Consider the following 15,961-nt stretch of genomic DNA (forward strand, 5'->3'; position numbering starts at 1 on the left):
CGCAGTCTAATGTAACAAGGTTAATTTGATGAGTGTGGAAACAACTGCGAGCAGGTTTGACGCGGTCAAGTGGACTGTCGTAATTGCACTGTTGGCAGTGGCGATAGTTGGCAACAGCTATTACAGCGACGAGTCACTGCTTTACCGGGTGCTGGGTATTCTGGCTATCTCTGCTGTGGCCGGTCTGGTGGCACTGCAGACAGCTAAGGGTGCCGCTTTCTGGGCGCTGGTTAAAGGCTCTCGCACTGAAATACGCAAGGTTGTTTGGCCCACGCGTCAGGAAACTGTGCAGACCACGATGATCGTGGTGGGGTTCGTTCTGCTGGTGGCGCTGTTGCTGTGGGGGCTGGATTCGCTCCTGGGGTGGTTGGTGTCGCTTGCGATTGTTTAACAGACAGAATAAGGGTTAGTTGATGGCAATGCGTTGGTACGTCATTCATGCCTATTCAGGGTATGAAAAGAAAGTTGCTACTGCCCTGAAGGAGCGCATCGAACTGCATAAGATGCAGGATCGATTTGGCGATGTGCTGGTGCCTACCGAAGAGGTTGTCGAAATGCGCGGCGGCCAGAAGCGCCGCAGTGAGCGAAAGTTTTTCCCAGGTTATGTCCTGGTACAGATGGAGCTGGGTGATGATACCTGGCATCTGGTGAAGGAAACCCCGCGTGTACTTGGGTTTATTGGTGGCAAGGCCGATGCGCCAGCGCCTATTACCGATAAAGAAGCGGCGGCAATATTACAGCGTGTTGAGGATGGTGTTGAAGCGCCCCGTCCCAAGACGCTGTTCGAGCCCGGCGAGATGGTGCGGGTTGTCGATGGTCCCTTCAACGATTTCAATGGTGTCGTTGAGGATGTTAATTACGAGAAGAGTCGCCTCAACGTGGCGGTGTTGATTTTCGGACGTTCCACTCCAGTGGAGTTGGAATTCAGTCAGGTCGAAAAAGCCTGATTGGGTAACTGAGTGTGGTGGCCTCGATCAGGTAACCGCCCACTCAATACACACACCGGCAGCGTTGCTGCCTTGATGGGGAGCCCCAGTAGGCCCGCGCGGTCGAAACGGCGTTTGTACCCGGGAGAAAAGAAATGGCTAAGAAAGTCCAGGCTTACATAAAGCTGCAGGTAAAAGCAGGTCAGGCCAACCCCAGTCCGCCAGTCGGGCCGGCATTGGGTCAGCACGGCGTCAACATCATGGAATTCTGCAAGGCGTTCAATGCTGAGACGCAGAGTGTTGAGCCCGGATTGCCTATCCCTGTGGTTATCACAGTATATGCAGACCGCTCCTTCACCTTTATCACCAAGACGCCGCCAGCTTCAGTGCTGCTGCTGAAGGCCGCAAAAATCAAGAAGGGTTCAGGTACGCCGAACACCAATAAGGTGGGCAAGGTAAATCGCGCCCAGTTGGAAGAGGTGGCTACCATGAAGTGGCCAGATCTGACCGCGGCCGATATGGACGCCGCTGTGCGCACTATTGCCGGCAGCGCACGCTCTGCTGGTATCGAAGTAGAAGGGGTGAACTAAGATGGCCAAGTTATCCAAGCGCGTACGAGTGTTCAAAGAGAAGGTTGACCCCCAGAAAGCCTACCCGCTCGAAGACGCAGTGAGTCTGTTGAAAGAATTTTCAACTGTGAAGTTCAATGAAACCGTAGAAGTGGCTGTCAATCTCGGGATCGATGCCCGTAAATCTGATCAGGCCGTGCGCGGTGCAACAACCCTGCCGTTCGGAACTGGTTCTGACGTTCGCGTTGCTGTGTTCACGCAAGGCGAAAACGCAGAAAAGGCGACTGCTGCAGGTGCTGATCTGGTGGGTATGGATGATCTGGCCGAGCAAATCAAAGGTGGCATGATGGACTTTGATGTCGTGATTGCTTCACCGGATGCGATGCGTGTTGTCGGTCAACTGGGCCAGGTTCTCGGTCCTCGCGGCCTGATGCCGAACCCCAAGACAGGCACTGTGACACCTGACGTGGAAACAGCTGTCAAGAATGCCAAAGCTGGCCAGGTGCGCTACCGCACAGACAAGAACGGCATCGTTCACGGCGGTATCGGCAAGATCAACTTTGAGCTTGATGCGATCAAGGGCAACCTTGAAGCATTGCTGGCTGACCTGAGGAAGGCCAAGCCGGTATCTGCCAAAGGTGTTTATCTCAAGAAAATCAGCCTGAGCACAACCATGGGTCCAGGTATCACTATCGACCAGGGGTCGGTAACAGATTGATCGGGTCGCCCTCACGAGGGGCGGCTTCTCAATTACCTCTATGGATGGAGGTGTTGTAGGCCAGCACAAGCACCCCCGGGTGCGTTCTGGTCCACTTTGAGGTCTTTGGATAAGGCATCGGGCGATCAGCCCATATAGCTGAGTACTAAAGGCCATCAAAGACCGTAGGTGCCAATTCCGATGAAGTTTGTCGGAGGCGGTTTAATCGCGGCACGCCTGTTTAAGGTATGTCAAAGCCTACGCAGATGGTGAACGAGTTCACCAGGCAAAGCGGTGTCGGTATAGGTTTGTCGACATTTAAGTGTGCTGCCCGACTTGAAGCTTTTTGTTGGTCGGCAGTACAAATTTAGCAATCCAGGAGTAACTCCAGTGGCAATAGGACTCGAAGACAAGAAAGCGATCGTAGCTGAAGTTAACGAGACAGCCACCAGTGCACTGTCCCTTGTTATCGCCGACTCGCGCGGCGTAACTGTGGATGGAATGACGGCCTTGCGCAAATCCGCGCGTGAAAACGAGGTGACACTCCGTGTAGTGCGGAACACCTTGGCGAAGCGCGCTTTGGAAGGAACTGACTACGAGTGCGTTAACGACTCGTTGGCCGGTCCCTCCCTGTTTGGATTCTCGATGGAGGATCCAGGTGCAGCGGCTCGACTTTTCAAAGACTTCGCTAAAGAAAACGAAGCATTTGAAATCAAGGCATTGGCGGTAAGCGGCCAGATGCTGGGTGCAGATCAGTTGGATGTGCTCGCCAAGTTGCCTACGCGTGATCAGGCACTCTCTATGTTGATGAGTGTGATGAAGGCGCCGGCGACCAAGCTGGTTCAAACAATGAATGAAGTACCTGGAAAACTGGTTCGCACACTCGCAGCAGTACGCGATCAGAAAGAGGCAGCGGCGTAAGCCACTGTCGTGAATATCTAATCAGCTATATAGGAGATAAGAGTCATGGCTCTGTCTAAAGACGATATATTGGAAGCAATTGCCGAAATGAGCGTAATGGACATCGTGTCCCTCATCGAAGCAATGGAAGAAAAGTTTGGTGTAACTGCAGCAGCTGCTGTAGCAGCTGCTCCTGCCGCTGCTGGCGGTGGTGATGCAGGTGCTTCTGCCGAAGAGCAGACTGATTTTGACGTGATCCTCACCGCTGCCGGCGAGAAGAAAGTGAACGTCATCAAGGTTGTTCGCGCAGTGACATCTTTGGGTCTGAAGGAAGCTAAAGGTCTGGTTGACGGCGCGCCTTCCCCCATTAAAGAAGGTGTTCCCAAGGCGGAAGCTGAAGACATCAAGAAGCAGCTTGAAGAAGCTGGTGGTACCGCTGAACTCAAGTAAGTTTGGCAAAAGTCCGGTTTTTGGCCGGCTAGGTCAAGGCTGGTGGGCATATTGCCTACCGGCCTTTTCCCGCTTCAAGAAAAGAGATTTTGTCAGGGCCGGTGCACTCATTGCACCGCCTTATTTTAGCCCTTTTTGGGCTAGTTGATTGCCTTTACAGCAATCGAACGCTAATCACGCTGGGGAGTACTGATGGCATACTCGTACACTGAGAAAAAACGTATCCGTAAAGATTTCGGCGAACTGCCGAGAGTGATGGATGTACCTTACCTGCTCGCGATCCAAATGGATTCTTACCGGAAGTTTACCCAGCAGGGTACGCCATTGGAGGAGCGGGGCGATTACGGCCTGCATGCCGCTTTCAAATCTGTATTCCCAATTGTCAGCTACAGCGGCAATGCCGCGCTGGAGTATGTCGACTACAAACTGGGTAAGCCCATCTTCGATGTCAATGAGTGTCAGTTGCGTGGCGTTACGTATTCCTGTTCCCTGCGTGTAAAAGTCCGCTTGATCATTTACGACAAAGAGTCTTCCAACAAGACGATCAAGGATATCAAAGAGCAGGAAGTGTATATGGGGGAAATCCCCCTGATGACAGATAACGGTACCTTCGTTATCAATGGTACTGAGCGAGTTATTGTTTCGCAGTTGCACCGTTCCCCGGGTGTGTTCTTTGATCACGACAAAGGTAAAACCCACTCGTCGGGCAAGTTGCTGTATTCGGCCAGGGTGATTCCCTACCGTGGCTCCTGGCTCGACTTCGAATTCGACCCCAAGGACATGGTATTCGTCCGTATCGATCGCCGCCGCAAGCTCCCCGCTACCATTTTGCTGCGCGCGCTGGGCTACGAGACCGAGGAAATCCTCGATATGTTCTACGATACCAATACCTTCCATGTCGCGAAGGATGGTAGCTATACAATGACGCTGATTCCGGAGCGTCTGCGCGGGGATGTCGCGACATTTGACATCAAGGCTGGCAAGAAGCTGGTGGTAGAGCAGGGTCGTCGTATTACAGCTCGGCATATTCGTGAACTCGAAGAGGCCAATGTCACTGAGCTGGTGATCCCTGTCGATTATCTGTACGGCCGCTCGCTGGCCAAAGACGTGGTGGATACCAAGACGGGTGAAGTCATCGTCGAGTGTAACAGCGAGCTGAATGAAGAGATTCTCGAGAAACTGAATGAGGTCAACGTAAAGACGATCGAGACCATCTACACCAATGAACTGGACTGCGGTCCTTTCATCTCCGACACGCTGCGCCAGGATTCCACACGCAACGAACTGGAAGCGCTGGTAGAAATCTACCGTATGATGCGCCCCGGTGAGCCGCCCACCAAGGAATCTGCTGAGAACCTGTTCCAGAACCTGTTCTTCTCCGCAGACCGTTACGACCTGTCTGCCGTTGGCCGCATGAAGTTCAACCGCCGACTCGGTCGTGAAGAAGTTACCGGCAGTGGTGTGCTCGATCGCGAGGACATCGTGGATGTACTGCGTACACTGGTTGGTATCCGTAACGGTAAAGGCATGGTGGATGACATTGACCACCTCGGTAACCGTCGTGTGCGCAGTGTTGGCGAAATGGCTGAAAACCAGTTCCGTGTCGGCCTGGTACGTGTCGAGCGAGCGGTGAAAGAGCGTTTGTCGATGGCGGAAAGCGAAGGCCTGATGCCGCAGGATCTGATCAATGCCAAACCGGTATCGGCTGCGGTCAAGGAGTTCTTCGGTTCCAGCCAGCTGTCCCAGTTCATGGATCAGAACAACCCGCTGTCGGAGGTCACACACAAACGCCGCGTATCGGCGCTTGGGCCCGGTGGTTTGACACGCGAGCGCGCTGGCTTTGAAGTGCGCGACGTACACCCCACGCACTACGGTCGAGTTTGCCCCATTGAGACGCCTGAAGGTCCGAACATCGGGCTTATCAACTCTCTGGCGACGTATGCCCGTACCAACGATTACGGTTTTCTGGAAAGCCCGTATCGCAAAGTGGTCGACGGCAAAGTGACCGAGGACATTGAGTACTTGTCCGCGATCAACGAGGCTGAGCACGTTATTGCACAGGCCTCTGCGACACTCGACAAGAACATGCAGTTTGTCGACGACCTGATTCCCGTTCGCCACATGAACGAATTCACGGTGATGCCGCCTGAGCGGGTGGATTACATGGATGTGTCTCCCAAGCAGGTGGTTTCTGTGGCGGCAGCCCTGATTCCGTTCCTGGAGCACGATGACGCGAACCGTGCACTGATGGGTTCCAACATGCAGCGTCAGGCCGTTCCGACACTGCAGGCACAGAAACCGCTGGTTGGTACGGGTATGGAGCGCTACGTCGCAGCTGACTCAGGCGTTTGTGTGGTTGCAGACCGCTCCGGTGTGGTCGATTCAGCAGATGCCAGCCGCATTGTGGTGCGGGTCAATGAGAAGGATGTCGGCGTGGACGAAGCGCCGGTGGATATCTACAACCTGACTAAATACACGCGTTCCAACCAGAACACCTGTATTAACCAGCGTCCTATCGTCAAGGCAGGCGATGTCATTTCGCGCGGCGATATCCTGGCGGACGGGCCTTCCATTGATTTGGGTGAGCTCGCACTCGGCCAGAACATGCGCATCGCGTTCATGCCGTGGAATGGATATAACTTCGAGGACTCCATTCTGGTGTCCGAGCGAGTAGTGAAAGAAGATCGCTTCACCACCATTCATATTCAGGAACTTACCTGTATAGCCCGTGATACCAAACTGGGCTCGGAAGAAATCTCCGGCGACATACCCAATGTCGGTGAGGGTGCCCTGTCCAAGCTGGACGAGTCGGGCATTGTTTATATCGGTGCGGAAGTGGAAGCGGGCGATATTCTGGTGGGCAAGGTGACACCCAAGGGGGAAACCCAGCTCACGCCGGAGGAAAAACTCCTGCGTGCGATCTTCGGCGAGAAAGCGTCTGATGTAAAAGACACATCACTGCGCGTTCCCACCAGTACCAAGGGAACGGTTATTGATGTGCAGGTCTTCACCCGTGACGGCCTGGAAAAGGACGCGCGTGCGCAGCAGATCGAAAAGCATCAGCTGGACGAATACCGTAAGGATCTGAAAGAAGAGTTCCGGATATTTGAAGAGGCGACGTTTGCTCACCTCGGCAGTATGCTCAAGGGTAAAAGCACAGTCAGTGGTGGCGGTTTGTCCAAGGGTACTACGCTGACAGATAAAGTGCTGGAAGAGCTGGACCGCGAGCAGTGGTTTAAGCTGAAGATGTCCGATGCCAAGCTGAACGAAGCGCTGGCTTCGGCGCAGCGTCAGTTGGAAGAGCAAAACAAATTGCTCGAGGATCGTTTCGAGGACAAGAAAGGCAAACTGCAAAGCGGAGATGATCTCGCTCCCGGTGTATTGAAAATCGTCAAGGTCTATCTCGCCATCAAACGCCGTATCCAGCCGGGTGACAAGATGGCCGGACGTCACGGTAACAAAGGTGTGATCTCGGTGATTATGCCGGTGGAGGACATGCCTTATGATGAGAAAGGTGAGCCAGTTGATATCGTCCTGAACCCCCTGGGTGTGCCCTCGCGTATGAACGTGGGCCAGATTCTTGAAACCCACCTTGGTATGGCTGCCAAGGGCTTGGGCGACAAGATCAACACGATGATCGCAGAGCAGAGAAAAGTCGCGGAAGTTCGCAAATTTCTTGAGGCTGTCTACAACAATGGTGACGGGCGTACCGAGGACATCAAGTCCTTCAGTGACGCCGAAGTGATGGAGTTGGCGCGTAATCTGGCCGATGGCGTCCCGATGGCAACACCGGTGTTTGACGGTGCGGCTGAAGACTCCATCAAGAGCTTGCTGAAACTGGCAGATTTGCCGGAGAGCGGTCAGTTCACCTTGTACGACGGGCGCAGCGGCGAGACATTTGATCGCCCTGTGACGGTCGGTTACATGTACATGCTGAAACTGAACCACCTGGTAGACGACAAGATGCATGCGCGTTCAACAGGTTCCTACAGTCTGGTCACGCAGCAACCGCTCGGTGGTAAAGCGCAGTTCGGTGGCCAGCGATTCGGTGAGATGGAGGTCTGGGCGCTGGAAGCCTATGGCGCAGCCTACACCTTGCAGGAAATGCTGACGGTCAAGTCTGATGACGTGGCCGGACGAACCAAGATGTACAAGAACATTGTCGATGGTGATCATCGTATGGAGCCGGGCATGCCCGAGTCCTTTAATGTGTTGATTAAGGAAATACGTTCTCTGGCGATCGATATCGATCTCGAGAACGATTAAAAAACGTAAACATTGGACTTGGTGGCAGGTGCGCTGGATTTCCACGCACTGCCTGGAAGTAAAAACCTCGTGGAGGAAACGCCTTGAAAGACTTACTTAATCTGTTGAAGTCCCAGGGACAGAATGATGAGTTCGACTCAATTCGAATTGGACTGGCATCGCCGGAGCTGATCCGCTCCTGGTCATTTGGTGAAGTGAAAAAGCCCGAGACCATTAACTATCGAACCTTCAAGCCAGAGCGTGATGGCCTGTTCTGCGCCAAGATATTTGGCCCGGTAAAAGACTATGAGTGTCTGTGCGGGAAGTATAAGCGCCTCAAGCACCGCGGTGTTATCTGTGAAAAGTGTGGCGTGGAAGTGGCGCTGGCTAAGGTACGACGCGAGCGCATGGGTCACATTGAGCTGGCGAGCCCTGTTGCACACATTTGGTTCCTCAAGTCGCTGCCGTCACGTATCGGTCTGCTGCTGGATATGACGCTGCGCGATATCGAGCGTGTGCTCTACTTTGAATCCTATGTCGTAACTGACCCTGGTATGACTACGCTGGAGCAAAGCCAGCTGCTCTCCGATGAGCAGTACTACGAAGCGATGGAAGAGTTTGGCGATGAGTTCTCCGCCAAGATGGGTGCCGAGGCAATCCAGGATCTGATGATGCAGTTGGATTTGCAGCAGGAAATCGCCTCACTGCGGGAAGAAATTCCGGTTACCAATTCCGAAACCAAGATCAAGAAACTGTCCAAGCGTCTTAAGTTGATGGAGGCCTTTGCCGGGTCAGGTAACAAGCCCCAGTGGATGGTGCTGAATGTATTGCCTGTGTTGCCGCCTGATCTGCGCCCGTTGGTGCCGCTGGACGGAGGCCGCTTCGCCACGTCCGACCTGAACGACCTCTACCGCCGGGTGATCAACCGCAACAACCGACTGAAGCGTCTGCTGGATCTCAACGCGCCCGATATCATCGTGCGCAACGAGAAGCGCATGCTGCAGGAGTCTGTGGATGCGCTGCTGGACAACGGTCGTCGCGGCCGTGCCATCACCGGTTCCAACAAGCGTCCGCTGAAATCACTGGCAGACATGATCAAGGGTAAACAGGGTCGCTTCCGCCAGAACCTGTTGGGTAAGCGTGTCGACTACTCCGGTCGTTCTGTGATCGTGGTGGGGCCAACGCTGAAATTGCACCAGTGTGGTCTGCCCAAGAAAATGGCGCTGGAACTGTTCAAGCCTTTTATATTCGGCAAGCTCGAAGCCCGTGGCCTGGCCACGACTATCAAGGCCGCCAAGAAAATGGTCGAGCGCGAGCCGCCGGAAGTGTGGGATATCCTGGCCGAGGTTATTCGCGAGCACCCCGTGCTTCTCAACCGCGCGCCCACCCTGCACCGTCTGGGTATCCAGGCGTTTGAGCCGGTACTGATCGAGGGTAAGGCGATTCAGCTGCACCCGCTGGTCTGTGCAGCGTATAACGCCGACTTCGACGGTGACCAAATGGCTGTACACGTGCCGCTTACCATCGAAGCGCAGCTGGAAGCCCGCGCACTGATGATGTCTACCAACAACATCCTGTCGCCCGCCAGCGGTGAGCCTATCATCGTTCCCTCACAGGACGTGGTGTTGGGGTTGTACTACATGACGCGTGAACGTGTGAACGCCAAGGGCGAGGGCATGGCTTTTGCCAATGTCTCCGAGGTGCACCGCGCTTACGTCAGTGGGCATGTGCACCTGCAGGCCCGTGTGAAGGTGCGCATTGAGGAAGAGGAAAGGACCGACGAAGGCGAAACGATCAAGCGTACCTTCGTGGCTGATACTACTGTGGGCCGTGCGCTGCTGTGGGAAATAGTTCCCGCCGGCATCGTGTTTGAGATGGTCAACCAGAACATGGCCAAGAAAGCGATCTCCAGGATCATCAACCAGTGCTATCGCCTGGTCGGCCTGAAGGCCACGGTCATCTTCGCCGATAAGCTCATGTACACCGGTTACGAGTATTCAACCCGCTCCGGCTCATCCATTGGTGTGAATGATTTCGTCATTCCGCAGGAAAAAGCTGGCCTGATCGATCGCGCTGACGCCGAAGTGAAGGAAATTGAAAACCAGTACGCGCAAGGTCTGGTGACTCAGGGTGAGAAATACAACAAGGTGATCGATATTTGGTCGCGCGCCAACGACCTGGTTTCCAAGTCGATGATGGAGGGTCTGTCCACCGAGCCCGTGATAAATCGCGATGGCGAGGAAGAGCAGCAGGCATCATTCAACTCTGTGTACATCTACGCCGACTCCGGTGCCCGGGGTTCCCCCGCTCAGATTCGTCAGTTGGCCGGTATGCGTGGTTTGATGGCCAAGCCGGACGGCTCGATTATTGAGACGCCCATTACCGCCAACTTCCGCGAGGGCCTGAACGTACTGCAGTACTTCATCTCCACGCACGGTGCGCGTAAAGGTCTGGCGGATACCGCTCTGAAAACGGCCAACTCCGGTTACCTGACACGTCGTCTGGTGGATGTGGCTCAGGATCTGGTGGTAACGGAAGAGGATTGCGGCACCGATTACGGATTGCTGATGACGCCGGTTATCGACGGTGGTGACATCATCGAGTCGCTGGGTGATCGGGTATTGGGGCGCCTTGTGGTCAAGGATGTGCTCAAGCCGGGTAGCAGTGATGAAATTGCCATCACTGCCGGCACGATGCTCGACGAGTTGTGGATCAAGCGTCTGGAAGAAATGGGTATCGACGAGATTGAGGTGCGCTCACCCATCACCTGTGAGACTCGCCACGGTATCTGTTCGGCCTGTTACGGTCGAGACCTGGCACGCGGACACCGTATTAACATGGGCGAGTCGGTCGGTGTTGTTGCGGCCCAGTCCATCGGTGAGCCCGGCACACAGTTGACCATGCGTACTTTCCACATCGGTGGTGCGGCATCGAGAGCGACCGCTCAGGACAATATCGAAGTCATGAATGACGGTGTTGTCAGATTGCACAACCTGAAGACGGTAGAACGCGTCGACGGTGACCTGGTTGCTGTCAGCCGCTCCGGTGAGCTGTCTGTACTCGATGTGCGCGGTCGTGAGCGGGAGCGCTATAAGCTGCCCTACGGTGCACTGCTGAAGGTCAAGGACAACCAGGAAGTCACCAAGGGTTCCAGGGTGGCCAGCTGGGATCCGCATACCCACCCCATCATTACTGAAGTGGCGGGTACCGCCAAGTTCAGCGGTATGGAAGAGGGTATTACCATTAAGCGCCAGACTGACGATCTGACTGGTTTGTCCAGTATCTCTGTGATGGAGGCTGGTGAGCGCCCGGCAGCGGGTAAAGATATTCGCCCGGCCATCAGCCTGGTCGACAGCAAAGGTAAGGAACTGTGCCTGGCCGGAACCAATGTGCCTGCTCACTACTTCCTGCCGCCGGATGCCCAGGTTAGCCTGGAAGACGGTGCGAAGATCAATACCGGTGACATCATCGCCCGTATTCCTCAGGAAGGCTCCAAGACCCGGGATATCACCGGTGGTCTGCCACGTGTTGCTGACCTGTTCGAAGCGCGTAAGCCGAAAGAACCGGCTATCCTGGCTGAGATTTCCGGTACCGTCAGCTTCGGTAAGGAAACAAAGGGCAAGCGCCGCCTGATGATCACGCCAACTAACAACGCTACGTTGCCGGATGGCTCTGATCACTACGAGGCTTTGATCCCCAAATGGCGACATATGTCTGTCTTTGAGGGTGAGAACGTCGAAAAAGGTGAAGTGGTATCAGAGGGGGCTCCCAGCCCGCACGATATCCTGCGCCTGAAAGGCATCAAGGAACTCGCGAAGTACATCGTCAACGAGATTCAGGAAGTCTACCGACTGCAGGGCGTGAAGATTAACGATAAGCACATCGAAGTTATCGTTCGTCAGATGCTGCGCAAAGTGATCGTTACCTCATCAGGCGATTCAAACCTGATCAAGGGCGAGCAGGTCGAGTACACGACGCTGCTGGAAGAGAACGAGCGTCTGCTGGCAGAGAACCTGGTGCCAGCTACTGGCGAGAGAGAGCTGCTGGGTATCACCAAGGCCTCACTGGCAACAGAGAGCTTCATCTCTGCGGCCTCCTTCCAGGAGACCACCCGCGTACTGACAGAAGCGGCGGTCACCGGCAAACGCGATTACCTGCGCGGGCTGAAGGAGAACGTGGTTGTTGGACGCCTGATCCCCGCCGGTACTGGTCTTGCCTATCACGCGGAGCGCAAGCGTACACGCGATAGCCAGACTGAAGCCACTGTCTCTGCGCAGGAGATCGAAGCGGCGCTGACTGAGGCTCTGTTGGCTGATAGCTAACCCTTAGCTGTTGCACTACTCGAAGGGGCATCGGTGATACCGGTGCCCCTTTTCTTTTTCTGGTCGGTCGCGGTGTATCGCAAAATCTGGAGCCGATTAGCCAATCGTCAATCGTCAATTGTTTCGTAGTGGTCCACGGGCTCGTATCCCGGCAGGTGTTTCAGTCGCTCCCGGGGTGCCGGACCAACGAATTCGCTTGGTGAAACGCCTGCCGGGATACGAGCCCTGGCATCGCGATGCTGCGGGAGGTGATTTGCGAGGGATCAGGGATCAGGGATCAGGTTGCGGGGCGCGTATAGTCTGTTTTTTCGATCTGGATGGGTGGCATGTGCTGAGGGTGCGGGTAGGAAGGTGTTTCTCACCAAGCGAATTCCGTGGAGCGACTGAGAAGCACCTTCCTACCCGCACCCGTCGGGCGGAGTACCCACACCCAGCAATAGAATCAAGCAAAAGCGCCCATGCGCAATCCTGCGTCTTCAGTTGTGCCAAGAGCCCATTCAGAGTCATCGATATTGGGACACAAACAAACTAAGCCCCAACTGAGCCACTACAGGCGGCCTGTCCGGGTTGACTCTACAGCGCGGCGTCTATAGAATGCCGCCTCCTCTTTGTAGGGGTGGTTTCGCGCACGCTGTCGTTTGGGTGAAGTGAACCCCGCTCAGAGTTGGATTGTGACCATAAGGGTCATGAGAAAAACTATATTTGGAGTTGTAAATAGATGGCAACGGTCAATCAATTGGTTCGTAAGCCTCGGAAACGCAAAGTAGAGAAGAGTGGTGTGCCTGCATTGCAGAGCTGCCCGCAGCGCCGTGGCGTCTGCACTCGCGTTTACACGACTACACCGAAGAAGCCGAATTCCGCGCTGCGTAAAGTCTGCCGTGTGCGCCTGACCAACGGTTATGAGGTTTCCTCATACATCGGTGGTGAAGGTCACAACCTGCAGGAGCACAGTGTGGTTCTGATTCGCGGTGGTCGTGTAAAAGACTTGCCTGGTGTGCGTTATCACACCGTGCGTGGCAGCCTGGACACCTCTGGAGTATCTGATCGTCGTAACGGTCGCTCCAAGTACGGTGCCAAGCGTCCCAAGTAAGCGAACTCTACCGGCGTAACCACGCTGACACAGAAATGTAAGTAAGGCCGAAACCCTGCCTCCCCCGCATATGTTGCAGGTTGGTGTTCGGGTCACCTGAAGAGAGAAGGTATATACCATGCCCAGAAGACGAATTGTCGCCAAGCGCGAAATCCTGCCGGATCCCAAATTTGGCAACGTGACTTTGGCAAAGTTTATGAATCACGTAATGATCAGCGGCAAAAAATCCGTTGCTGAAACTATCGTATACGGTGCACTTGATATCGTGAAGGAGCGTCTGAATACAGACCCTCTGGAAGCGTTTGATCTGGCACTGGAGAACATCGCCCCCATGGTAGAGGTTAAGGCCCGCCGTGTCGGTGGTGCGACCTATCAGGTACCCGTAGAGGTTCGCCCCTCGCGTCGCGTAGCACTGTCTATGCGCTGGTTGGTGGAATACTCACGTAATCGTGGTGAGAAGTCCATGCGCCAGCGTCTGGCCGGTGAAATTATCGATGCCTCACAGGGTAAAGGTAATGCGGTCAAGAAGCGTGAAGACGTGCACCGTATGGCTGAAGCCAACAAGGCCTTCTCGCACTACCGGTTCTAATTATTCGCCCGACAACATTTTATTGGGGAATTATCCGTGGCTCGTAAAACACCCATCAGCCGGTACCGTAATATTGGCATCTGTGCTCACGTGGACGCCGGTAAAACGACGACCACTGAGCGGGTGCTGTTCTATACGGGCCTTTCCCACAAAATTGGTGAAGTCCATGACGGCGCAGCCACCATGGACTGGATGGAACAGGAGCAGGAACGCGGTATTACCATTACCTCCGCCGCGACCACCTGTTTCTGGAAGGGTATGGATGCCCAGTTTGAAGAACACCGCATCAACATCATCGATACGCCCGGACACGTCGATTTCACCATTGAGGTGGAGCGCTCACTGCGTGTGCTGGACGGTGCCGTAGTGGTCTTGTGTGGCTCATCCGGCGTCCAGCCGCAGACTGAGACAGTATGGCGTCAGGCCAACAAGTATGAAGTTCCGCGCATGGTGTTCGTCAACAAGATGGACCGCGCCGGTGCCGACTTCCATATGGTAGTGAAGCAACTGCGTGAGCGCCTCGGTGCCAATGCGGTGCCGCTGCAAATGACGATTGGCGCTGAAGAGGATTTCAAAGGCGTCATCGACCTCGTCAAGAATAAGGCGATCCTGTGGAGTGAAGCCGACCAGGGTATGACGTTTGAGTACGCTGAGGTTCCCGAAGACCTGGTGGATGAAGTCGCAGAGATGCGTGAGTACATGATGGAAGCGGCGGCGGAAGCCAACGATGAATTCATGGAAAAATACCTCGAAGAGGGAACGCTTTCTGAAGCTGAGATCAAGCAGGGCATTCGTGCGCGCACCCTGGCGAATGAGATTATTCCTGTGTTGGGAGGTTCTGCATTTAAGAACAAAGGCGTCCAGGCCATGTTGGACGCAGTAATTGAATACATGCCTTCTCCCACCGAAGTAAAGGCCATCGAGGGCACTCTGCTCGATAAGGCGGACACCATTGAGCATCGCGAAGCGGATGATGACGCTCCCTTTGCGGCATTGGCGTTCAAGATTGCCACCGATCCCTTTGTCGGCACTCTCACCTTTTTCCGTGTGTACTCCGGTAAATTGATCAGTGGCACCGGCGTTTATAACTCGGTGAAAGAGAAGAAAGAGCGCGTTGGCCGAATGGTGCAGATGCACGCTAACAGTCGCGAGGAAATCAAGGAAGTATTGGCCGGTGATATCGCGGCAGCTATCGGCCTCAAGGATGTGACCACCGGTGACACTCTGTGCGATGCCGACAACCCCATCGTACTTGAGCGTATGGTGTTCCCCGAGCCGGTAATCTCGGTGGCGGTGGAACCGCGGTCCAAGCCCGATCAGGAGAAGATGGGTATCGCTTTGGGCAAACTGGCTCAGGAAGACCCCTCGTTTCGTGTGCACACAGACGAGGAATCTGGACAGACCATTATTTCCGGGATGGGTGAGCTCCACCTGGATGTACTGGTCGATCGCATGCGCCGTGAGTTCAGCGTAGAGGCCAATATCGGTAAGCCGCAGGTGGCTTACCGCGAAGCGATTCGCAATACCTCGGAAATTGAAGGCAAGTTTGTCCGCCAGTCCGGTGGTCGCGGTCAGTACGGCCATGTCTGGATCAAGTTTGAGCCGGGCGAAGATGGCAATGCAGAGGGGCTGGAGTTCGTTAACGAAATCGTCGGCGGCACCGTGCCCCGTGAGTACATCCCTGCCGTACAAAAAGGTATTGAAGAGCAGATGCAGAACGGCGTGCTGGCAGGTTATCCTTTGCTGGGACTGAAGGCGACGTTGTACGACGGCTCGTTTCATGATGTGGATTCAAATGAAATGGCGTTCAAGATAGCGGCATCGATGGCCACCAAGCAGCTGGCGCAGAAAGGTGGTGCCGTATTGCTTGAGCCGATTATGGCTGTTGAAGTAGTGACGCCGGAAGAAAACATGGGTGATGTTGTCGGCGACCTGAATCGTCGTCGCGGGCTGATCGGTGGAATGACCGAGAATTCATCAGGTAAAGTGATTGATGCAGAAGTACCCCTGGCGGAGATGTTTGGATACGCTACTGATCTGCGATCAGCGACCCAGGGCCGGGCCACGTATACCATGGAGTTTTCCAAGTATGCCGAAGCCCCGAGTAATGTCGCGCAGGATATTATCTCCAGAAACCAAACCGGCTGATTCTGAAGATCCAGCCACCGCTATT

Annotated in this window: 11 protein-coding genes; all 11 read left to right on the forward strand. The window is 54.7% G+C overall.

The features are described from left to right. Positions 1-28 precede the first annotated feature (28 nt). The 11 genes from secE to fusA all read left to right on the forward strand — a co-directional run bounded on the left by secE (position 29) and on the right by fusA (position 15,936). Positions 29-391 (forward strand): preprotein translocase subunit SecE, encoded by a 363-nt coding sequence (gene secE, locus AC0L6S_RS21535; protein ID WP_473426158.1) that lies wholly within the window; start codon positions 29-31, stop codon positions 389-391. A 22-nt stretch (positions 392-413) separates the two neighbouring features. Next, complete coding sequence (nusG, locus tag AC0L6S_RS21540; RefSeq protein WP_159171135.1) at positions 414-947, forward strand: transcription termination/antitermination protein NusG; 534 nt, start codon at positions 414-416, stop codon at positions 945-947. 134 nt (positions 948-1,081) lie between these two features. Continuing rightward, positions 1,082-1,516 carry a 50S ribosomal protein L11 gene (gene rplK, locus AC0L6S_RS21545; RefSeq protein WP_473426159.1) on the forward strand — a complete coding sequence of 145 codons (435 nt, stop codon included), beginning with the start codon at positions 1,082-1,084 and terminating at the stop codon, positions 1,514-1,516. Position 1,517: 1 nt separating this feature from the next. Further along, on the forward strand, positions 1,518-2,213 hold the full coding sequence (rplA, locus tag AC0L6S_RS21550) for a 50S ribosomal protein L1 (RefSeq protein ID WP_473426160.1): 696 nt from the start codon (positions 1,518-1,520) through the stop codon (positions 2,211-2,213). A gap of 369 nt (positions 2,214-2,582) precedes the next feature. Further along, a complete protein-coding gene (gene rplJ, locus AC0L6S_RS21555) occupies positions 2,583-3,113 on the forward strand; it encodes a 50S ribosomal protein L10 (protein WP_473426161.1) in 531 nt (176 codons plus the stop codon). Positions 3,114-3,158: 45 nt separating this feature from the next. Next, on the forward strand, positions 3,159-3,542 hold the full coding sequence (gene rplL / locus AC0L6S_RS21560) for a 50S ribosomal protein L7/L12 (protein WP_473426162.1): 384 nt from the start codon (positions 3,159-3,161) through the stop codon (positions 3,540-3,542). A 192-nt stretch (positions 3,543-3,734) separates the two neighbouring features. Then, entirely contained in the window at positions 3,735-7,808 is a 4,074-nt protein-coding gene (gene rpoB, locus AC0L6S_RS21565) for a DNA-directed RNA polymerase subunit beta (RefSeq protein WP_473426163.1), read from the forward strand. A gap of 83 nt (positions 7,809-7,891) precedes the next feature. Then, positions 7,892-12,109, forward strand: coding sequence for a DNA-directed RNA polymerase subunit beta' (rpoC, locus tag AC0L6S_RS21570; RefSeq protein ID WP_473426164.1), 4,218 nt, complete (start codon positions 7,892-7,894; stop codon positions 12,107-12,109). A 718-nt stretch (positions 12,110-12,827) separates the two neighbouring features. Beyond that, positions 12,828-13,199, forward strand: a complete 372-nt coding sequence (rpsL, locus tag AC0L6S_RS21575) for a 30S ribosomal protein S12 (protein WP_159171142.1) — start codon at positions 12,828-12,830, stop codon at positions 13,197-13,199. A gap of 118 nt (positions 13,200-13,317) precedes the next feature. After that, positions 13,318-13,788 (forward strand): 30S ribosomal protein S7, encoded by a 471-nt coding sequence (gene rpsG / locus AC0L6S_RS21580; RefSeq protein WP_473426165.1) that lies wholly within the window; start codon positions 13,318-13,320, stop codon positions 13,786-13,788. A gap of 36 nt (positions 13,789-13,824) precedes the next feature. Then, a complete protein-coding gene (gene fusA, locus AC0L6S_RS21585; RefSeq protein ID WP_473426166.1) occupies positions 13,825-15,936 on the forward strand; it encodes an elongation factor G in 2,112 nt (703 codons plus the stop codon). Positions 15,937-15,961: the final 25 nt, after the last annotated feature.

Source organism: Halioglobus sp. D3-4 (assembly GCF_055809315.1).

Bases quoted from the DNA above. Each gene is read 5' to 3' on its own strand.
- secE (WP_473426158.1), top strand. From the start codon at position 29: ATGAGTGTGGAAACAACTGCGAGCAGGTTTGACGCGGTCAAGTGGACT.
- nusG (WP_159171135.1), top strand. From the start codon at position 414: ATGGCAATGCGTTGGTACGTCATTCATGCCTATTCAGGGTATGAAAAG.
- rplK (WP_473426159.1), top strand. From the start codon at position 1,082: ATGGCTAAGAAAGTCCAGGCTTACATAAAGCTGCAGGTAAAAGCAGGT.
- rplA (WP_473426160.1), top strand. From the start codon at position 1,518: ATGGCCAAGTTATCCAAGCGCGTACGAGTGTTCAAAGAGAAGGTTGAC.
- rplL (WP_473426162.1), top strand. From the start codon at position 3,159: ATGGCTCTGTCTAAAGACGATATATTGGAAGCAATTGCCGAAATGAGC.
- rpoB (WP_473426163.1), top strand. From the start codon at position 3,735: ATGGCATACTCGTACACTGAGAAAAAACGTATCCGTAAAGATTTCGGC.
- rpsL (WP_159171142.1), top strand. From the start codon at position 12,828: ATGGCAACGGTCAATCAATTGGTTCGTAAGCCTCGGAAACGCAAAGTA.
- rpsG (WP_473426165.1), top strand. From the start codon at position 13,318: ATGCCCAGAAGACGAATTGTCGCCAAGCGCGAAATCCTGCCGGATCCC.